Below are 20,193 nucleotides of genomic sequence, written 5' to 3' on the forward strand. Positions count from 1 at the left end.
AACATGCGTTCGAACACAACTCCGCGTAGCATTGCCGTGTGAACGACCAACTTCTGGTGCGCGGAGCGCGCGAGCACAATCTCAAGGGCGTCGACCTCGACCTGCCCCGAGACTCCCTGATCGTCTTCAGCGGGCTCTCGGGATCGGGCAAGTCCTCCCTCGCCTTCGACACCATCTTCGCGGAGGGGCAGCGCCGCTACGTCGAGTCGCTGTCCGCCTACGCGCGGCAGTTCCTCGGCCAGATGGACAAGCCGGACGTCGACTTCATCGAAGGGCTGTCGCCCGCGGTGTCGATCGACCAGAAGTCCACGAACCGCAACCCTCGTTCGACCGTGGGCACCATCACCGAGGTCTACGACTACCTCCGCCTGCTGTATGCCCGCGTGGGAACGCCGCACTGCCCGGTCTGCGGAGAGCGCATCCAGGCGCAGACGCCGCAGCAGATCGTCGACTCCGTCCTCGCGCTGCCGGAGGGCACGCGCTACCAGGTGCTCGCACCGGTGGTGCGCGGGCGCAAGGGAGAGTATGCGGACCTGTTCGAGGAGCTGCAGCAGCAAGGCTTCGCCCGCGCTCGCGTGGACGGCGAGACCGTCCAGCTCACCGATCCGCCTCAGCTCGAGAAGAAGCTCAAGCACACCATCGAGGTGGTGGTGGACCGGCTCGTGGCCCGGGACGGCGTGCGTCAGCGCCTCACCGACTCCGTCGAGACCGCGCTGCGCATCGCGGACGGACTGGTGCTCATCGACCCCGTCGACGGCGAGCTCGACCAGCGCCGCTACAGCGAGAAGCGCGCCTGCCCCAACGACCACGTGCTGGCGCTCGAGGAGATCGAGCCGCGCACCTTCTCCTTCAATGCCCCCTACGGCGCGTGCCCGGAGTGCACGGGCATCGGCGTGAGGCTCGAGGTCGATCCCGACCTCGTGGTCCCGGATCCGAGCCTGAGCATCAACGAGGGCGCGGTCGCGCCGTGGTCGAGCACGTCGACCTCCTCCGAGTACTTCGGGCGCCTGCTCGCGGCGCTGTCGCGTGACCTCGGCTTCTCGCTCGACACCGCGTGGGAGGACCTGTCCGAGGACGTCAAGCAGGCCGTGCTCGTGGGCAAGGACTACGAGGTGCACGTCAAGTTCCGCAACCGGTTCGGGCGCGAGCGGCAGTACACCACTGGCTTCGAGGGCGTGATCTCCTGGATCGAGCGCCTGCACTCCCAGACCGAGTCCGACTGGTCGCGGGAGAAGTACGAGTCCTACATGCGCGAGGTGCCGTGCCCCGTGTGCGGCGGCGCCCGCCTCAAGCCCGAGGTGCTCGCCGTGACGATCGGGGGCCGCTCGATCGCTCAGGTGTGCGACCTGTCCATCGCGGACGCGAGGGACTTCCTGCTGACGGCGGAGCTGGACGAGCGCGGACGTCAGATCGCCGTCCAGGTCCTCAAGGAGATCGACGCCCGGCTGGGCTTCCTGCTCGACGTGGGCCTGGACTACCTGACGCTCTCGCGCGCCGCCGGGACGCTCTCGGGCGGCGAGGCGCAGAGGATCCGCCTCGCGACGCAGATCGGCTCCGGCCTCGTGGGCGTGCTGTACGTGCTCGACGAGCCCAGCATCGGGCTGCACCAGCGCGACAACCGCCGCCTAATCGACACCCTGACCCGTCTGCGGGACCTCGGCAACACGCTGATCGTGGTCGAGCACGACGAGGACACCATCCGCACGGCCGACTGGGTCGTGGACATCGGTCCCGGCGCCGGCGAGCACGGGGGAGAGGTGGTCCACTCCGGGACATACGAGGACCTGCTCGACAACGAGCGCTCGATCACCGGCGCCTATGTGGCCGGGCGTCGCAGCATCGCAGTGCCGGAGTCGCGTCGCCCCATCGACCCCGATCGCGAGATCACGGTCGTGGGCGCGCGCGAGCACAACCTCCAGGGCATCGACGTGTCCTTCCCGCTGGGAGTCCTCACCGCGGTGACGGGAGTGTCCGGCTCCGGCAAGTCCACCCTGGTGAACGCGATCCTGTACACGTCGCTCGCCAACACGCTCAACGGCGCGCGCCAGGTGGCTGGCCGGCACACGCGGATCACCGGCACGGACCAGCTCGACAAGATCGTGCACGTCGACCAGGGGCCCATCGGGCGCACGCCGCGGTCGAATCCCGCCACCTACACGGGTGTGTGGGACAAGGTCCGCAAGCTGTTCGCCGAGACGAACGAGGCGAAGGTGCGCGGCTACGGACCCGGCCGGTTCTCCTTCAACGTCAAGGGCGGCAGGTGCGAGTCCTGCTCGGGCGACGGCACGCTCAAGATCGAGATGAACTTCCTGCCGGACGTCTACGTGCCGTGCGAGGTCTGCAAGGGCGCCCGGTACAACCGCGAGACGCTCGAGGTGCACTTCAAGGGCAAGAACGTGGCCGATGTGCTGGACATGCCCATCGAGGAGGCGGCGCACTTCTTCGAGGCGATCCCCGCGATCTCGCGGCACCTGCGGACGCTGGTGGAGGTGGGGCTGGGCTACGTCCGGCTGGGACAGCCCGCTCCCACCCTGTCCGGCGGCGAGGCTCAGCGCGTCAAGCTCGCGTCCGAGCTGCAGCGGCGCTCGACCGGCCGCACCATCTACGTGCTCGACGAGCCCACCACGGGACTGCACTTCGAGGACGTTCGCAAGCTCCTCGGCGTGCTCCAGGACCTCGTGGACAAGGGCAACACCGTGATCGTGATCGAGCACAACCTCGACGTGATCAAGTCCGCCGACTGGGTCGTGGACATGGGGCCGGAGGGTGGCTCCGGCGGTGGCCTCGTGGTCGCCGAGGGCACCCCGGAGGAGATCGCGCAGGTCGACGCCAGCCACACCGGCGCGTTCCTCAAGGAGATCCTCGCGGTGCCGTCGCGCGCGTAGGCTGGCGATCGTGACCAACCCCGCGGACTACCGGCCCGCGCCCGGCAGCATCCCCGCCGAGCCCGGCGTGTACCGGTTCCGCGACCCGCACGGCCGCGTGGTCTACGTGGGCAAGGCCAAGAGCCTGCGCGCGCGACTGTCGAACTACTTCCAGGACCTCAGCAACCTCCACCCTCGCACGCGCATCATGGTGACCACCGCAGCCTCGGTGGAGTGGACCGTGGTCCGCAACGAGGTCGAGGCGTTGATCCTCGAGCACACCTGGATCAAGCAGTACGACCCGCGGTTCAACGTGGTCTTCAAGGACGACAAGTCCTACCCCTACCTCGCGGTGACCATGGGCGAGACGTACCCCCGCATCCAGGTCATGAGGGGTGAGCGCCGCAAGGGCGTGAGGTACTTCGGCCCGTACGCGCGTGCGTGGCAGATCCGCGACACCGTCGACACGCTGCTGACGGCGCTGCCCGTGCGCACCTGCGCGCCGGGGGTGTTCCGCAAGGCCGAGCGCCAGGGACGGCCGTGCCTCCTGGGGTACATCGACAAGTGCTCGGCGCCCTGCGTGGGGCGCATCAGCGAGGAGGACCACCGCGCGCTGGCGGAACGCGTGTGCGCGGTGCTCGGCGGCGACGCCAAGGGCATGATCCGGGACCTCACCCAGTCGATGACCGACGCTGCTGAGCGCGAGGACTTCGAGGCCGCCGCGCGCGCCCGCGACCGACTGCACGCGCTGCGCGACGTGCTCGACCGCAACGCTGTGGTGCTCGCGCAGGGGACGGATGCGGACATCTTCAGCCTGGTCGACGACGAGATGGAGGCGGCCGCCCACGTCTTCCACGTGCGTGACGGGCGCATCGCCGGGGAGAGGGGCTGGGTGGTCGACAAGCCCGAGCCGCTCGAGGTGCCTGGCATGGTCGCCCAGCTGATCCAGGAGGCCTACGGAGCGGTGGAGGGGGTCGACGTGCCACCGGAGGTGCTGGTGCCTGCGGCGCCCGAGGGCGCGGACGCGCTGCGCGAGTGGCTGCGCGGCGTTCGCGGTGCCGCGGTTGACATTCGTGTCCCCTCGCGGGGGAAGAAGGCGGAGCTTGCCGGAACAGGCCACCAGAACGCCCTGCAGGTGCTCGAGCAGCACCGGCTCAAGCGCTCATCGGACCTGTCGACCCGTGCCGCAGCGCTGCAGGAGCTGCAGGAGGCGATCGGCATGGTCGAGGCCCCGCTGCGCATCGAGTGCTACGACATCTCGCACACCGGCGGCACCAACCAGGTCGGATCCATGGTGGTGTTCGAGGACGCTCTGCCGCGCAAGGCGGAGTACCGCCAGTTCTCGATCGCGGACGGCACGGACGACACCGCCGCGATGCGTGAGGTGCTGACGCGGCGCTTCAAGCGCTACCTCGAGGAGTCGCGGCTCCCGCCCGAGGAGCGCGAGACGGCGCGGTTCGCGTACCCGCCGCAGCTGGTGCTCGTGGACGGTGGCCTCCCGCAGGTGAACGTGGCACGGGAGGCGCTGGACGCGCTCGGGGTGGCCGACGTGATGGTCGTGGGTCTCGCGAAGCGTCTCGAGGAGGTATGGGTGCCGGGCGAGGAGTTTCCCGTCATCCTCCCGCGAGGCTCCGAGGCGCTGTTCCTCCTGCAGCGGCTGCGAGATGAGGCGCACCGCTTCGCCATCACGCGGCATCGTGGCAAGCGCGGCAAGGCGATGAAGGCGTCGGCGCTGGACGACGTGCCGGGGGTGGGACCCGAGCGCGCGAAGGCGCTCATCCGACACTTCGGTTCGCTCGCCAAGGTCAAGCAGGCCTCCGTGGAGCAGCTCACGCTCGTTCCCGGCATCGGCGCCGGCACGGCGCAGGCGATCCTCCGAGCCGTGCGCGGCGACGATGGCATGCTGGACACATGACTGAGGAGCCACCAGCCGTCACCTATCCGTCCGGCATCCCGCGGCCCAGCTTCGAGGCCCCCGAGGTCGCCCCGGAGGTGATGGTGCTGACCGGCATGTCCGGAGCAGGACGCACGAAGGCTGCCGCGGTGCTGGCGGACCTGGGCTGGTACGTGGTCGACAACCTGCCGCCGCATCTGCTCTCCGGGCTCGTGACGTCGTTGATCGGGGGCGACACGCGCCGACGGCTCGCGGCCGTGGTCGACGTGCGAGGAGGCGAGTTCTTCAAGGACCTCGAGACCGTGGTCGACGATCTCGAGGTGAAGGGGGTGCCGGTCCGCCTGCTGTTCCTCGACGCGTCCGACGAGGCGCTCGTGCGTCGCTTCGAGGAGGCGAGACGGCCCCACCCACTCCAGCAGGACGGCACGCTGCTGGAGGGCATCGCGCGCGAGCGCACCATGGTCGCGGACGTGCGCGACCGGGCCGATCACATCATCGACACATCGCGGTTGAACGTCCACGAGCTCCGAGACGTGATGACGCGCGAGGTGTCCGACGAGACTCCGCGCCTGCAGATCAACGTCCAGTCGTTCGGCTTCAAGAACGGGATCCCCGCGGATGCGGACTTCGTCGCGGACGTGCGATTCCTCCACAATCCGCACTGGGTGCCCGAGCTGCGCCCCCTCACCGGCCTCGATCCTGCGGTGCGGGATCACGTGCTGGGAGCCGAGGGCGCCCAGGAGTTCGTGGATGGGTACGCTTCCGTGATCGACAGCGCGCTGCACCTGTACCGGGCCCACGACAAGCATGCGGTGACCATCGCTGTCGGATGCACCGGCGGCAAGCACCGCTCCGTGGTGATGGCGGAGGCGTTGGGCGCGGACCTGCGCGCACGTGGCTACGACGTCCGCACGACGCATCGGGACCGTCCGCGCGCATGAGCGGCGAGCCGCGCGTGGTGGCGATGGGGGGCGGCCACGGCCTGTACGCGACCCTCACCGCCCTGCGCGGGTTGACGCCGCACCTCACCGCGGTGGTGACAGTGGCGGATGACGGTGGCTCGTCAGGCAGACTGCGATCCGAGATGGGCATCGTCCCGCCCGGAGACCTGCGGATGGCGCTGTCCGCGCTGTGCGCCGACACGGAGTGGGGACGCACTTGGCGGGATGTCCTGCAGTGGCGCTTCTCCACCGACGGCCCGCTCGACGGCCACGCGATGGGAAACCTGCTGATCGCCGCACTGTGGGACCGCACCGACGACGTCGTCGACGGACTGGCCTGGGTGGGCAGGCTGCTGCAGTCGCAGGGAAAGGTGCTGCCGCTGTCGGTCGACCCGTTGGAGGTCTCGGCGCTCGTCGAGGGTCCCCACGGCTCCCACGAGGTGGTGGGGCAGGTGGCGGTCGCGACCGCGGATGGCCGGATCCAGGAGCTGCGTCTGGCACCCGAGAATCCGCGCGTCCCACAGGAGACCATCGACGCGATCGACCACGCCGATCTGGTGGTGCTGGGGCCCGGCAGCTGGTACACCTCGGTGCTCACCCATTTCAAGGTCGCCCAGGTCGCGGCGGCGCTCGAGCGCGCCGCCTCGCGCTGCGTGGTGGTCCTCAACGTCGGCCACGACGACGAGGAGACCGCGGGCACGGACCGCATCGACGATGTGCGCGCGCTGCGTCACGCCGCGCCGTGGTTCGTGCCCGCTGACGTGCTGATCGACGTCGCGCACGGCACGGAGGGAGCGCTGGAGGACGAGGTGGCCGCGTGGGGAGCGCGACTGCGCATCGGCGACGTGTGCTCGAAGGCCTCCGCGGACGCCCATGACGCGACCGCGCTGCGGCGCGAGCTCGTGGCGATCGCCCGTGAGCGGGGTCTCACCGTCACCGCCGGAGCGGGAGGAGTGGCAGGATAAGCGCATGGCTCTGACCGCACAGGTGAAGGATGAACTGGCACGCGTCGCCGTCGAGAAGACGTCCGCACGCAAGGCCGAGGTGGCGACGACCCTCAGGTTCGCGGGCGGTCTGCACATCGTCTCCGGTCGGATCGTGATCGAGGCCGAGCTCGACACCGCGGTGGGGGCGCGCCGCCTGCGCGCGTTCATCCACGAGGTGTTCGGCCTGATGAGCGAGATCATCGTGGTCTCCGGCGGGGCCCTCAAGAAGGGCAACCGCTATGTGGTCCGCGTGGTCAAGGAGGGGGAGTCCCTCGCCCGACAGACCGGTCTGCTGGATCACCGCGGACGTCCCGTCCGCGGCCTCCCGCCGCAGGTGGTGGGTGGATCGATCGAGGACACCGTGGCCGCCTGGCGTGGCGCCTTCCTGGCGCACGGATCACTGACGGAGCCGGGCCGCTCCTCCGCGCTCGAGGTCACGTCTCCGGGGCCGGAGGCGGCTCTGGCCCTCGTGGGCGCCGCGCGCCGCCTGGGCGTGAGCGCCAAGTCGCGCGAGGTGAGGGGCGTGGATCGCGTGGTGATCCGCGACGGCGATGCGATCGCGACGCTGCTGACTCGCCTCGGCGCCCACGACTCGGTGCTCGAGTGGGAGGACAAGCGCACGCGTCGCGAGGTGCGTGGCACCGCGAACCGGCTGGCCAACTTCGACGACGCGAACCTGCGTCGCAGCGCCCAGGCGGCCGTCGCCGCCGGCGCCAGGGTCCAGCGGGCCTTCGAGATCCTGGGCGACGAGGTGCCCGAGCACCTCGTGGAGGCGGGGCGCCTGCGCCTCGAGAACAAGGACGCGTCGCTCGAGGAGCTCGGCAAGCTCGCGACCCCTCAGCTCACCAAGGACGCCGTCGCCGGCCGCATCCGGCGCCTCCTCGCCACGGCAGACAAGCGCGCCGAGGAGCTGGGCATCCCCGATACCGAGGCCGGCATCACGCAGGAGATGCTGGAGCTCGACTAGCTCGCACCAGGACTTTCGTACCGCGCGCCGGTTCGCGCAGAGGTAGTACGCTGGAATCAGTGGTTCCCTGGGGACCGCGTCCCGCGCACGTCGAGGTGCGCACCCGCATCCATCCACCCATGCGTCGGTGTCGTCCGGCGCAAGTCGAGGAGATCAACAGTGACCATCAAGGTCGGCATCAACGGCTTCGGCCGCATCGGACGCAACTTCTTCCGCGCAGTGCTCGCTTCGGGCGCGGACATCGAGGTCGTGGGCATCAACGACCTCACGGACAACGCGACGCTCGCTCACCTGCTCAAGTACGACTCCATCCTCGGGCGCCTGGGTGCCGAGGTCTCCTTCACCGAGGACACCATCACCGTGGGCGGCAAGACGTTCGCCGCATCGGCCGAGCGCGACCCCGCCAACCTCAAGTGGGCGGACCTGGGCGCGGACGTCGTCATCGAGTCGACCGGATTCTTCACGGACGCCACCAAGGCGAAGGCCCACATCGAGGCCGGCGCCAAGAAGGTCATCATCTCCGCTCCGGCGAAGAACGAGGACGCCACCTTCGTGATGGGCGTGAACCACGAGGACTACGACCCCGCGTCGCACCACATCATCTCGAACGCCTCGTGCACGACGAACTGCCTCGCCCCGCTCGCGAAGGCGCTGAACGACGGCATCGGCATCGAGAAGGGCCTGATGACGACCATCCACGCGTACACCGCGGACCAGAACCTTCAGGACGCCCCGCACAGCGACCTTCGCCGTGCGCGCGCCGCAGCGCTCAACATCGTGCCGACCTCGACCGGCGCCGCCAAGGCCGTCGCGCTCGTGCTGCCGGAGCTCAAGGGCAAGCTGGACGGCTACGCCCTGCGCGTGCCGGTTCCCACCGGCTCCGCGACGGACCTCACCTTCACCGCCTCGCGCGAGACCTCCGTCGAGGAGATCAACGAGATCGTCAAGGCGGCCTCCGAGGGCGCCATGAAGGGCTACCTGACCTACACCGAGGACCCGATCGTGTCGAAGGACATCGAGACGGACCCGGCCTCGTCGATCTTCGACTCGGGCCTCACCAAGGTCATCGGCGACCAGGTCAAGGTCGTCTCCTGGTACGACAACGAGTGGGGCTACTCGAACCGCCTCGTGGACCTCACGGTCTTCGTGGGCGAGAAGCTCTGAGCGACACACCCGTGAACACGGCGACGTCCGCGCACGCTCAGCGTGTGCGGACGTCGCCATGTTCGGACCTGTAAGGACACCGTCATGAAGACCATCGACAGCCTCGGAGACCTCACCGGCAAGAAGGTGCTGGTGCGCTCCGACCTCAACGTGCCGCTCGACGGCACCACCATCACCGACGACGGCCGCGTGCGCGCCTCGGTCCCCACGATCCAGCGCCTCCTGGACGCCGGAGCGTCCGTGATCGTCACGGCGCACCTGGGCCGTCCGGGCGGCGAGCCCAATCCGGACTACTCGTTGGCACCGGCCGCCGCGCGGCTCGCGGAGCTGCTCGGCCAGCCCGTGACCCTGGCCGAGGACCTCGTGGGCCCCTCGGCCGAGGCGACGGTCGCGGCGCTCGAGCCCGCGCAGGTCGCGATGCTCGAGAACGTCCGCTTCGACGCTCGCGAGACCTCGAAGGACGATGCGGAGCGCGAGGCACTGGCGGACGCCCTCGCCGAGCTGGCGGACGCGTTCGTCTCCGACGGCTTCGGAGTGGTGCACCGCAAGCAGGCCTCCGTGTACGACATCGCGAAGAAGCTGCCGTCCGCCGCGGGGCTGCTGGTCCAGAACGAGGTCGAGTCGCTGTCGCGCGCGACCACGGACCCCGAGCGTCCCTACGCCGTCGTGCTGGGCGGCTCCAAGGTGTCCGACAAGCTCGGCGTGATCGAGAACCTGCTGGGCAAGGCCGACCGGCTGCTGATCGGCGGCGGCATGGTGTTCACCTTCCTGGCCGCCAAGGGCCACGGGGTGGGCTCCTCGCTGCTCGAGGCGGACCAGATCGACAAGGTCAAGGGCTACCTGGCCACGGCCGAGGCCAACGGCGTCGAGATCATCCTCCCCGAGGACATCGAGGTCGCCTCGGCGTTCGCGGCCGATGCGGAGCACCGCACCGTGCCTGCCGCAGAGATCCCCGACGGCTGGATGGGTCTGGACATCGGTCCTGAGGCGGGCAAGGCCTTCGCCGCCGCGATCGCGGATGCGAAGACCATCGTCTGGAACGGCCCGATGGGCGTGTTCGAGTTCGAGGCGTTCGCCGGCGGCACCACCGCGGTGGCGCAGGCCATGATCGACTCGGACGGCTTCTCCGTCGTCGGCGGTGGCGACTCCGCCGCTGCGGTGCGGCGCTTGGGCTTCGACGAGGCCGGCTTCTCTCACATTTCCACGGGCGGCGGCGCGTCGCTCGAGCTGCTCGAGGGCAAGGTCCTGCCGGGCCTGGCCGTACTGGAGGACTGACACATGGCACGCACCCCCCTCATCGCAGGGAACTGGAAGCTCAACCTCGACCACCTCGAGGCCACCCACACCGTGCAGAAGCTCGCCTGGCTCCTGCGCGACGCCAAGCACGACTTCGACGACGTCGAGGTGGCGGTGCTGGCCTCGTTCACCTCGATTCGGTCCGTGCAGACGCTCGTGGATGCGGACCAGCTGGAGCTCAAGTACGGAGCGCAGGACATCTCCCAGCACGCGTCCGGTGCCTACACCGGAGAGGTCTCCGGCGCGCAGCTGTCGAAGCTGGGCGTGAGCTACGTCGCCGTGGGCCACTCCGAGCGCCGTGAGTACCACGGCGAGGGCGACGAGGTGGTCGCGGCGAAGACCAAGGCCGCGTTCGACTCGGGCATCGTGCCGATCGTGTGCGTGGGCGAGGGACTCGATGTGCGCAAGGCCGGCGATCAGGTCGAGTACACGCTTGCCCAGGTGGACGGCGCGCTCAAGGACCTCCCCGCCGACAAGGCCAAGGACGTCGTCATCGCGTACGAGCCCGTCTGGGCCATCGGCACGGGAGAGGTCGCGACGCCTGCAGATGCGCAGGAGGTCTGCGGCGCGATCCGCGGCCGTCTCGCCGAGCTCTACGACGACGAGCTCGCCGCAGGCGTGCGCGTGCTCTATGGCGGGTCGGTGAAGTCCGGCTCGATCGCCCAGCTGATGGCGGAGCCGGACGTCGACGGCGGCCTCGTGGGCGGTGCCAGCCTCGATCCCGAGGAGTTTGCGAAGATCGCCCGCTTCCGGTCTCACCAGGTGGGACTGTAACGGTCTCGCTGGAGGGCATCGTCGCGTATCCTGGTACCCGTTCGACCGCGATCCTAGAAGGAGCACTGTGAATTTCCTCGAGACCACGCTGTGGGTGCTGCTGGTGATCACCAGCTTCATGCTCATTGGCCTCGTCCTCATTCACCGAGGCAGGGGAGGCGGCATCACCGACATGTTCGGCGGTGGCTTCTCCTCGGGAGTGCAGTCCTCCGCAGTGGGTGAGCGCAACCTGACGCGCTTCACCTGGATCACGGCGATCGTGTGGGTGATGGTGATCGTGCTGCTCGGTCTCATCTCCCGCTTCGCTCTCTGAGGGACAACGAGGGGGACACATGGCTGCAGGCAATGCGATCAGAGGCTCGCGCGTAGGCGCGGGCCCGCTGGGCGAGGACGAGCGCGGCGAGTCCGCGCCTCGCCAGACCGTCAACTACTACTGCGCGCGTGGTCACATCACGTCGCCGAGCTTCGCGCTCGGGGACGAGACCGACGCGCCGGAGATTCCGCTGGAGTGGGACTGCCCCAAGTGCGGCTTCCCGGCCGGGCTCGACGCGGAGAACCCGCCGGAGCCCATCCGCAACGAGCCGTACAAGACGCACCTCGCGTATGTGAAGGAGCGTCGCTCGGACGAGGAGGGCCAGGCCCTGCTCGACGAGGCGCTCACCGAGCTGCGTGCGCGTCGCGAGTCCGTCTCCGTCGCCGACTGACTCCAGCACGCCGTCGTCAGGCCGCCGTCCCGGATCGGGGACGGCGGCCTGACGCGTCTGGGGGCAGGGGGAGGGGAATGGTCGCACGGGCGATAGTGTCGTAGAAGGTGGGCACCTGGGCCCAGCGATGACACGAGGAGAGACATGCAGATCGAGATCGAGTACTGCGTTCCCTGCGGCTACCTGGACCGCGCCGTCGAGGCTCAGAAGACGCTGCTGAGCACCTTCGGTCAGAGCCTCGAGGGGGTCACGCTGAAGCCGGGCGAGAAGGGTGTCTTCACGTTCCGCGCCGGTGACGACGTGATCTACTCCAAGCCCGATGAGTACGACATCACCACGATCGTCGAGACGGTCAAGGCTCGTCTCTAGTCCTCGCGCTCGTCGTCTCCGAGCTCAGATGCGCGTGGCCGCGGCGGCGTCGATGAGCCACAACGTCCGGTCGGTGCCGCGGACGGCCGAGCCGGGAAGGTCTGCGTCCCCATAGAGGCAGCCCGCGACCACGTCGGCCTTGGCGGCGCCTGCAGCCACCACCCACACCTCTGCGGCCCGGTTGATCGCCTCGAGAGTGAGCGAGACCCGTGTGGGCGGCGGCTTGGGGGAGTCGTGGACGGCGATCGCCGCGGCGCCGGCGGTCCGGTATCCCGCGTGGCCGGGGAACAGGCTTGCCACATGGCCGTCGGGACCGAGCCCGAGCATCAGCACGTCGAAGGCGGGGCTGCCGTTCGCTGCGATCTCAGTCGCATAGGACTCGGCGGCTGCCTCCGCGGACGCGAAGCCACTGGTCGAGCCCATGCGATGGATGGTGTCCTCGGCGAGCGGGAGCCGCGACAGCAGCGCGCGCTGCGCCTGACCCTCGTTGCGGTCGGGGTCGCCGTCGGCCACGAAGCGCTCGTCGCCCCACCAGATGTGCACAGCCGTCCAGTCGATGCCTGCGGCGAGCGGCGACGCGGCTGCCGCCTCGAGCGTCGCGATCCCGACGGTCCCGCCGGTGAGGACGATGTCCGCTCGGCCGCGGTGAGCGAGCACGTCGCCGATGCGCACGAGCAGTCTCGCGGCCGTGGCCTGTGCGACGTCGTCGGGGTCTGCGTAGACGATGACGTCCGGCATGGTGACCATCTCCGTTCGATCAGCCCCGGGCGCGGGCGAACTGGGCGAGCGCCTCGCCGTAGACGGGGTCCTCGTCGAGCCGGCGCAGCTCCTCCGCGAGGCAGTCGCCGAGGCTCCTGGCAGGCAGGGCGATGGTGTGGTCGGGCTGACCGGGCTGCGTCAGGGTCGCGTTGTGGCCGTCCGGACGGAAGATGCCGATCTCACCCGAGGGCGTCTCGAGCACGATCGACTGCAGTCCTCGGACGGTATCGTCGTACGAGTCCTCGATCTCGCACCCCAGGGTGTTCTGCAGCCACGCGCCCAACAGCAGGATCGACGGGCTGCCGGTGTCGCCGTGCAGGCGCGCCCGCGTGACCCGGCGATCGTCGACCTGCTCGAGGGCGGATGCGAGCAGAGCGCGCCAGCGCGTCACGCGCGTCCACGCCAGGTCCGTGTCGCCTGGCAGGTACGACTCCGCCAGGCGCACCAGCACGTCACCGGGCTCCTCCTCGCCCTTGGTGTCGGTGATGCGGCGCACCGCCATCTGGCCGATGCCGGATCCCGAGGCCGAGGCGGGAACCTCCGCCGGCCACCACGCGACGATGGGCGCATCGGGCAGGAGCAGGGGAGTGACGAGCGTGTCGCCGTGGGGGATCTGCGCACCAGAAGGACGCAGCACCACGACCTCCGAGGCGCCCGCGTCACCGCCGACGCGGAGCTCCGCGTTGAGGCAGTCGTCTCCATCGTCGTGAGGCGCGACCACGATGATGCGGCACGGGTGCTCACGTGAGGCGACGTTGGCCGTCTCGATCGCCTCGTCGGCATTGGCGCCGGTGGCGTCGATCACGAGGGTCATGACGCGGCTGAGCGACACGACGCCGCCCTCCTTGCGCGCGTTCACCAACGCCTTGTTGATCTCCGAGGTGTTGGTCTTGGGCAGGGTGATGATCATGGGCGCCTCCAGACTCGGCCGTCCTTCGCGAGCATCGCATCGGCGCTCGGCGGTCCCCAGGTACCGGATCGGTACTCCTCCGGACGTCCCGACTCGGCCCAGTGGGCGGTGATGGGGTCGAGCAGCCGCCACGACAGTGCGACCTCCTCGTGGCGGGGGAACAGCGGCGGGTCGCCCAGGAGCACGTCGAGGATGAGCCGCTCGTAGGCCTCCGGGGAGGACTCGGTGAAGGCGTTGCCGTACGCGAAGTCCATCGTGACGTCGCGCACCTCCATGGTGGTGCCCGGGACCTTCGAGCCGAACTTGAGCGTCACGCCCTCATCCGGCTGGACGCGGATGACGAGGGCGTTGTTGCCCACCTCGACGCCGTCGATCTCCTGGAAGTAGGGGCTGGGCGCCTTCTTGAAGACGAGCGCGATCTCGGTGACGCGGCGTCCCAGTCGCTTGCCGGCGCGCAGGTAGAACGGGGTGCCCGCCCAGCGGCGGTTGGGCACGTCCAGGCGGATCGCAGCGTAGGTCTCGGTGATCGACTCCAGGTCGATGCCGTCCTCGTCGAGGAATCCGCCCACGCGCTCGCCACCACGCCATCCGGCCGAGTACTGGCCGCGCGCGGTGTTGGCGTCCAGGTCCGCCGGCAGCTTGGTGGCGCGCAGCACCTTCTCCTTCTCGTCGCGAAGGTCGTCCGCGTCGAACGTCGCGGGCTCCTCCATCGCAGTGAGCGCGAAGAGCTGCAGGAGGTGGTTCTGGATCACGTCCCGTGCCTGGCCGATGCCGTCGTAGTACCCGGCGCGCGAGCCGATGCCGATGTCCTCGGCCATGGTGATCTGGACGTGGTCGATGAACTGGCTGTTCCAGATGGGCTCGAACAGCTGGTTCGCGAAGCGCAGCGCGAGGAGGTTCTGCACCGTCTCCTTGCCCAGGTAGTGGTCGATGCGGAACACCGAGTCCGGCGGGAAGACCTCGCTCACCACGGCATCGAGCTCGTTCGCGGACTCGAGGTCGTGACCGAAGGGCTTCTCGATGACCACGCGGCGCCAGGCGCCGTCGTGGGCGTCGGACAGGCCCGAGTCGCGCAGCTGGGTCAGCACCTGGGGGAATGCCGACGGGGGGATCGACAGGTAGAACGCGTGGTTGCCGCCCGTGCCGCGGCGCTCGTCGAGCTCCTCGACGGTCTCCTTGAGGCGCTGGAACGCGTCGGGGTCATCGAAGGTGCCCTGGACGAAGCGGATGCCCTCCGCGAGCTGCTTCCACGTCTCCTCGCGGAACGGCGTGCGCGCGTGCTTCTTGACGGACTCGTACACCACCTCCTCGAAGTCCTCGCGCTCCCAGTCGCGCCGCGCGAAGCCGGTGAGCGCGAAGGCCGGCGGCAGCAGGCCGCGGTTGGCGAGGTCGTAGACGGCGGGCATGAGCTTCTTGCGAGCGAGGTCGCCCGTCACGCCGAACATCACGAGGCCACACGAGCCGGCGATGCGGGGAAGCCTGCGATCCCGGGGATCACGCAGGGGGTTGTTCACGAAAGGTCCTCCAGCTCGTTGGTGCGCGGCGCGCGACCGTGAGGACGCGCGCCGCGACCGATCACTTGGCGGCGGCGACCGACTCGCGCGCGTGCGCGGCCACGTTGTCAGCCGTGAAGCCGAACTTCTCGAACAGCAGGTCGGCGTCCGCCGAGGCGCCGTAGTGCTCGATGGAGACGATGCGACCGGCGTCGCCCACGATGTCGTGCCAGGGCTGCGCGATGCCTGCCTCGACGGCGACACGGGCCTTGACTGCCGAGGGCAGGACCGACTCACGGTACGCCTCGTCCTGGTCGTCGAACCACTCGCGACACGGCATCGAGACCACGCGTGCGTGGATGCCGTCCTCTGCCAGCAGGTCGCGGGCGCCCAGCGCGTGCTGGACCTCGGAGCCGGTGCCGATCAGGATCACGTCGGGGGTGCCCTCGGTGTCCGCGAGGACGTAGGCGCCCTTGAGCACGCCCTCGGCCGACGCGAACTCGTCGCGGTCGACCGTGGGCACGCCCTGACGGGTCAGGATGATGCCCGCGGGGCCGTCGACGCGCTCGAGGATCCCGCGCCAGGCGTAGGACGTCTCGTTCGCATCGGCGGGACGGACCACGGCGAGGCCGGGGATGGCCCGCAGCGCTGCGAGGTGCTCGATGGGCTGGTGCGTGGGGCCGTCCTCGCCCAGGCCGATGCTGTCGTGGGTCCACACGAAGATGCTCGGCGCCTTCATGAGGGCGCCCAGTCGCACCGCGGGACGCATGTAGTCGGAGAACGTGAGGAACGTGCCTCCGTACGCGCGAGTGGGGCCGTGCAGGGCGATGCCGTTGAGGATCGCGCCCATCGCGTGCTCGCGGATGCCGAAGTGCAGGGTGCGGCCGTAGATGTTGCCGGAGAACTTCTCCGTCGAGCGGTGCTCGGGCAGGAACGACGGCTCGCCGTCCATGGTGGTGTTGTTCGAGCCTGCGAGGTCGGCCGAGCCGCCCCAGAGCTCGGGCAGCACCGGCGCGAGCGCGCTGAGCACCTTGCCGGACGCCGCACGGGTGGCGATGGAGGTCCCGGCCTCGAACGTGGGCAGGACGTCGGTCCATCCGTCGGGCAGCTGCTCCGAGTGGAAGCGCTTCAGCAGCGCGGCACGCTCCGGGTTCTCGGCCTCCCAGCGCGCGATGTCGGCGTTCCAGTCCGAGTGCGCCGCCTGGCCGCGCTCGCGCACCTTGAGCGCGTGGTCGAGCACCTGCGGATCGACGTCGAAGGTCTTGTCGGGGTCGAAGCCCAGGACCTCCTTGAGCCCCTTGACCTCGTCGCCTCCCAGCTTCGAGCCGTGGATGCCGCCGGTGTCCTGCTTGGTGGGCGACGGCCAGCCGATGATGGTGCTGAGCGCGATGAACGAGGGCTTCGAGGTCTCTGCCTTCGCCGCCTCGATCGCGGACGCGAGGGCGTCGATGTCCTCGACGTATTCCTCGCCCTCCTTCTTCCACGCGACGTGGTGCGTGTCCCAGCCGTACGCGGCGTAGCGAGCGATGACGTCCTCGGTGAAGGCGACGTCCGTGTCGTCCTCGATCGAGATGTTGTTGTCATCCCAGATCACCACGAGGTTGCCGAGCTCCTGGGTGCCGGCGAGCGACGACGCCTCGGCGGACACGCCCTCCTGCAGGTCGCCGTCCGAGGCGATCACATAGATGAAGTGGTCGAACGGGCTCTGGCCGGCAGGTGCGTCGGGGTCCAGCAGCCCGCGCTCCCGGCGAGCGGCCATCGCCATGCCCACGGCGGTCGCGACGCCCTGGCCGAGCGGTCCGGTGGTGGTCTCCACGCCATCCGTGTGGCCCAGCTCCGGGTGACCCGGGGTGCGCGAGCCCCACGTGCGCAGCGCCTTGATGTCGTCGAGGTCGACGTCGTAGCCCGAGGCGAACAGCTGGAGGTACAGCGTGAGGGAGGAGTGACCGGCGGAGAGCACGAACCGATCGCGTCCCATCCAACGCGAGTCCGAGGGATCGTGACGCATGACGTTCTGGAACAGCAGGTAGGCGGCCGGCGCGAGCGAGATGGCGGTGCCGGGGTGGCCGTTGCCGACCTTCTCGACGGCATCGGCGGCGAGGACGCGAAGGGTGTCGACGGCGCGGCGATCCGCGTCAGTCCAGTTGACGGTCACAGAATTCTCCCAAGGATCTCGAGTCGTGATTCCCGGCCAGCCTACCGGCGACTGCGCCGCTCGCGACACCGATCCGCGGAACTCACAGCGCCCAGGTGGGAGCGGTGAACGACGCGACACACGGTGGTCATGGAGCGCCCGTCGGCAAGGCCAGGGCGCGGGCGTGCCGCAGGTAGGATGGAGGCATGTCCCCGGCAGCCCCCGTCACCGATCCGGTGACCGCACCCGCGGTGCCTCGCTGGCTGCAGGCGACGCGCACGGTCAAGGGCTACATCGCGCTCACCAAGCCACGCATCATCGAGCTGCTGCTGGTAACCACGATCCCCACCATGGTGCTCGCGGCGAACGGCTGGCCATCCTGGACGCTGCTGCTCAGCACCCTCGTGGGCGGCGCACTGTCCGCTGGCGCCGCCAACGCCTTCAACATGTACATCGACCGCGACATCGACGCCGTGATGAAGCGCACCCGCAACCGGCCGCTCGTCACCGGCGCGGTGAGCGAGCGCGGCGCGCTCGTGTTCGCGTGGGTGCTGGCCGTCGTGTCGACGGCATGGTTCGTGTGGGTCGTGGACTCGCCGCTCGCGGCGCTGCTGTCCGTGCTCGCGATCCTGGGCTACGTCGTGGGCTACACGCTGATCCTCAAGCGCCGCACCTCGCAGAACATCGTGTGGGGAGGAGCGGCGGGCTGCATGCCGGTGCTGATCGGGTGGGCCGCCGTGACGCAGTCGCTGTCCTGGACGCCGGTGCTGCTGTTCGGGATCATCTTCTTCTGGACGCCCCCGCACTACTGGCCGCTGTCGATGCGGTTCCGTCGCGACTACGCGGACGCGGAGGTGCCGATGCTGCCCGTGGTCGCCTCGACGCACCGGGTGGCCGTGGAGATGATCGCGTACGCGGTCGCGATGGTCGCGGTGTCGCTGCTGCTGGTGCCCGTGGCCGGCATGACCTGGGTCTACGCCTTGGTCGCGACGGCGGCGGGTGCGTGGTTCGTCGCCGGCTGCGTGCGGCTGTACCGGCGCTCCGAGCGGGGCGAGGACAAGCTGCGGGAGATGCGCCTGTTCCGGGACTCGATCACGTACCTCACGATCGTGTTCGCCGCGATCCTGGTCGATCCGTTCCTGCCGGACGCCCTGACCGCCGTCGCGAGCTGACCGTGCTCGACGACGAGCGTGACGCCTACCTCGCGCACGTCACCGTCGAACGTGGCCTCAGCACCCACACCGTCTCCGCCTACCGGCGCGACCTCGCGCGCTACTGCCGCTTCCTCCAGGCGCGCGATCGATCGAGCGTGGCCCAGGTGACCCGCGCTGACGTCGCGGCGTTCGCGGAGGCGATCGGCACCGGATCTGACGGCGCTCGAGCGCTGGCCCCCGCATCGGCGTCACGGACCGTGGTGGCGGTGCGCGGCTGGCATCGCTTCGCCGTCGCCGAGGGCTGGGCCGTCGACGACGTCTCTGTCGAGGTCAAGCCTCGAGCGATCCCTCAGCGCCTGCCCAAGGCGATCTCGACGGACGCAGTGGCGCGCATCCTGGAGAGCGCCGGCGGCGACGAGGGCGCCGCGCTGCGCGACCGCGCGCTGCTCGAGCTGGTGTACGCGTCAGGCGCCCGCATCTCCGAGGCCACGGGTCTCGACGTCGACGACGTGCGCCTGGGCCGCGCCGAGGCCGCCGTGCTGCTGCGGGGCAAGGGCCGCAAGGAGCGGGTGGTGCCCATCGGCGGCTACGCCGCCGACGCGCTCGACGCGTACCTGGTGCGCTCGCGCGGCGCCCTCGCGCAGGCAGGGCGTGGCACGCCGGCGCTGTTCCTCAACACCCGCGGCGGGCGGCTGTCCCGTCAGAGCGCCTGGGCGATCCTCAAGGTCGCGGCCGAGCGCGCCGGCGTCGAGGACGTCTCGCCGCACACGCTGCGACACTCCTTCGCGACCCACCTCCTCGCGGGCGGAGCGGACGTGCGCGTGGTGCAGGAGCTGCTGGGCCATGCGTCCGTCACGACCACCCAGATCTACACCGCAGTGACCCAGGACGCGCTGCGCGAGGTGTACGTGGCGGCGCACCCGCGCGCCCGCTGATCCGGTGCCCTACCTGCGCGGTAGTGTGGGAGCGTGAGCGATTTCCCCGTCCCCGAGCCCCTCAGCGGTCACGGCCCGGCTCGTGTGATCGCGCTGTGCAACCAGAAGGGCGGCGTGGGCAAGACCACCACGACCGTCAACATGGCAGCCGCGCTGGCGGAGTACGGGCGCCGGGTTCTGGTGGTGGACTTCGACCCTCAGGGCGCCGCGTCCGCCGGGCTCGGCGTCAACGCCAACGAGCTCGACACCACCATCTACGACCTGCTCATGCGGTCGGGAGTCAGCGCTGCCGACGTGATCCGCTCGACCGCGGTCGACGGCCTCGACCTGATCCCTGCCAACATCGACCTGAGCGCCGCCGAGGTGCAGCTGGTGGGCGAGGTCGCGCGGGAGTCCACGCTGGCCCGGGGGCTGCGGGCCGTCGCGGACGACTATGACGTGATCCTCATCGACTGCCAGCCGTCGCTGGGCCTGCTCACCGTCAACGCGCTCGTGGCCGCGCACGGCGTGATCATCCCGCTTGCGTGCGAGTTCTTCGCGATGCGCGGCGTCGCCCTGCTGGTCGAGACCATCGACAAGGTCCAGGACCGCCTCAACCCGCGCCTGACGATCGACGCGATCATCCCGACGATGTACGACGGCCGCACCCTGCACGCTCAGGAGGTCGTCGAGCGCGTTCAGCAGCGGTTCGGGGACAAGGTCACCCGGACGATGATCCACCGCACGGTGAAGTTCCCCGACGCGACGGTCGCCGCAGAGCCGATCACGACCTTCGCTCCCAAGCACGCCGGCGCCGAGGCCTACCGCGCCCTCGCCCGCGAGCTCGTGTCACGCGGCATCGCCGCCTGA

18 protein-coding genes are annotated in these 20,193 nt (G+C 69.8%); 14 read left to right on the top strand and 4 right to left on the bottom strand.

What is annotated here, in order from left to right; translation table 11 throughout:
* The first annotated feature begins 38 nt into the window (after positions 1–38).
* The 11 genes from uvrA (at position 39) to Dac01nite_RS06285 (ending at position 11,959) form a co-directional block, all read left to right on the top strand.
* Positions 39–2,885, top strand: coding sequence for an excinuclease ABC subunit UvrA (gene uvrA / locus Dac01nite_RS06235; RefSeq protein ID WP_203654476.1), 2,847 nt, complete (start codon positions 39–41; stop codon positions 2,883–2,885).
* 10 nt (positions 2,886–2,895) lie between these two features.
* Entirely contained in the window at positions 2,896–4,779 is a 1,884-nt protein-coding gene (gene uvrC / locus Dac01nite_RS06240; RefSeq protein WP_203654478.1) for an excinuclease ABC subunit UvrC, read from the top strand.
* A complete protein-coding gene (rapZ, locus tag Dac01nite_RS06245) occupies positions 4,776–5,699 on the top strand; it encodes an RNase adapter RapZ (protein WP_203654480.1) in 924 nt (307 codons plus the stop codon). The genes uvrC and rapZ overlap by 4 nt, the downstream gene beginning before the upstream one ends.
* Positions 5,696–6,664, top strand: coding sequence for a gluconeogenesis factor YvcK family protein (locus tag Dac01nite_RS06250; protein WP_203654488.1), 969 nt, complete (start codon positions 5,696–5,698; stop codon positions 6,662–6,664). The genes rapZ and Dac01nite_RS06250 overlap by 4 nt, the downstream gene beginning before the upstream one ends.
* 4 nt (positions 6,665–6,668) lie before the next feature.
* The gene (gene whiA / locus Dac01nite_RS06255; RefSeq protein WP_203654496.1) at positions 6,669–7,652 is read left to right on the top strand and encodes a DNA-binding protein WhiA; all 984 of its coding nucleotides are present in this window, start codon (positions 6,669–6,671) and stop codon (positions 7,650–7,652) included.
* 159 nt (positions 7,653–7,811) lie between these two features.
* Positions 7,812–8,816 carry a type I glyceraldehyde-3-phosphate dehydrogenase gene (gap, locus tag Dac01nite_RS06260; RefSeq protein ID WP_203654506.1) on the top strand — a complete coding sequence of 335 codons (1,005 nt, stop codon included), beginning with the start codon at positions 7,812–7,814 and terminating at the stop codon, positions 8,814–8,816.
* 84 nt (positions 8,817–8,900) lie between these two features.
* On the top strand, positions 8,901–10,091 hold the full coding sequence (locus tag Dac01nite_RS06265) for a phosphoglycerate kinase (protein ID WP_203654508.1): 1,191 nt from the start codon (positions 8,901–8,903) through the stop codon (positions 10,089–10,091).
* Positions 10,092–10,094: 3 nt separating this feature from the next.
* Entirely contained in the window at positions 10,095–10,886 is a 792-nt protein-coding gene (tpiA, locus tag Dac01nite_RS06270) for a triose-phosphate isomerase (protein WP_203654510.1), read from the top strand.
* A 67-nt stretch (positions 10,887–10,953) separates the two neighbouring features.
* Complete coding sequence (secG, locus tag Dac01nite_RS06275; RefSeq protein ID WP_203654512.1) at positions 10,954–11,199, top strand: preprotein translocase subunit SecG; 246 nt, start codon at positions 10,954–10,956, stop codon at positions 11,197–11,199.
* 19 nt (positions 11,200–11,218) lie between these two features.
* Positions 11,219–11,590 (top strand): RNA polymerase-binding protein RbpA, encoded by a 372-nt coding sequence (locus Dac01nite_RS06280; protein WP_203654514.1) that lies wholly within the window; start codon positions 11,219–11,221, stop codon positions 11,588–11,590.
* A gap of 144 nt (positions 11,591–11,734) precedes the next feature.
* On the top strand, positions 11,735–11,959 hold the full coding sequence (locus tag Dac01nite_RS06285) for a SelT/SelW/SelH family protein (RefSeq protein ID WP_203654516.1): 225 nt from the start codon (positions 11,735–11,737) through the stop codon (positions 11,957–11,959).
* A gap of 24 nt (positions 11,960–11,983) precedes the next feature.
* Here the strand turns inward: Dac01nite_RS06285 and pgl are convergent, their stop codons facing one another.
* The 4 genes from pgl to tkt form a co-directional block, all read right to left on the bottom strand.
* Positions 11,984–12,697: a 6-phosphogluconolactonase gene (gene pgl / locus Dac01nite_RS06290; RefSeq protein ID WP_239066546.1), complete on the bottom strand. Its 714-nt coding sequence runs from the start codon at positions 12,695–12,697 to the stop codon at positions 11,984–11,986.
* Positions 12,698–12,716: 19 nt separating this feature from the next.
* Positions 12,717–13,628: a glucose-6-phosphate dehydrogenase assembly protein OpcA gene (locus Dac01nite_RS06295; protein WP_203654526.1), complete on the bottom strand. Its 912-nt coding sequence runs from the start codon at positions 13,626–13,628 to the stop codon at positions 12,717–12,719.
* Positions 13,625–15,142 carry a glucose-6-phosphate dehydrogenase gene (gene zwf, locus Dac01nite_RS06300; protein ID WP_203654528.1) on the bottom strand — a complete coding sequence of 506 codons (1,518 nt, stop codon included), beginning with the start codon at positions 15,140–15,142 and terminating at the stop codon, positions 13,625–13,627. The genes Dac01nite_RS06295 and zwf overlap by 4 nt, the downstream gene beginning before the upstream one ends.
* A gap of 61 nt (positions 15,143–15,203) precedes the next feature.
* On the bottom strand, positions 15,204–17,276 hold the full coding sequence (gene tkt, locus Dac01nite_RS06305) for a transketolase (protein WP_203654530.1): 2,073 nt from the start codon (positions 17,274–17,276) through the stop codon (positions 15,204–15,206).
* Between the two features lie 185 nt (positions 17,277–17,461).
* Here tkt and Dac01nite_RS06310 point away from each other — a divergent pair, with 185 nt between their 5' ends.
* From Dac01nite_RS06310 to Dac01nite_RS06320, 3 genes are read left to right on the top strand one after another with little or no spacing between them, the layout of a single operon-like run.
* Positions 17,462–18,427, top strand: coding sequence for a heme o synthase (locus Dac01nite_RS06310; protein ID WP_203654532.1), 966 nt, complete (start codon positions 17,462–17,464; stop codon positions 18,425–18,427).
* A gap of 2 nt (positions 18,428–18,429) precedes the next feature.
* Positions 18,430–19,344 (top strand): site-specific tyrosine recombinase XerD, encoded by a 915-nt coding sequence (locus Dac01nite_RS06315; protein ID WP_239066547.1) that lies wholly within the window; start codon positions 18,430–18,432, stop codon positions 19,342–19,344.
* A 33-nt stretch (positions 19,345–19,377) separates the two neighbouring features.
* On the top strand, positions 19,378–20,193 hold the full coding sequence (locus Dac01nite_RS06320) for a ParA family protein (protein WP_203654534.1): 816 nt from the start codon (positions 19,378–19,380) through the stop codon (positions 20,191–20,193).

Source organism: Demequina activiva (genome assembly GCF_016862815.1).
Taxonomy (GTDB): Bacteria; Actinomycetota; Actinomycetes; order Actinomycetales; family Demequinaceae; genus Demequina; species Demequina activiva.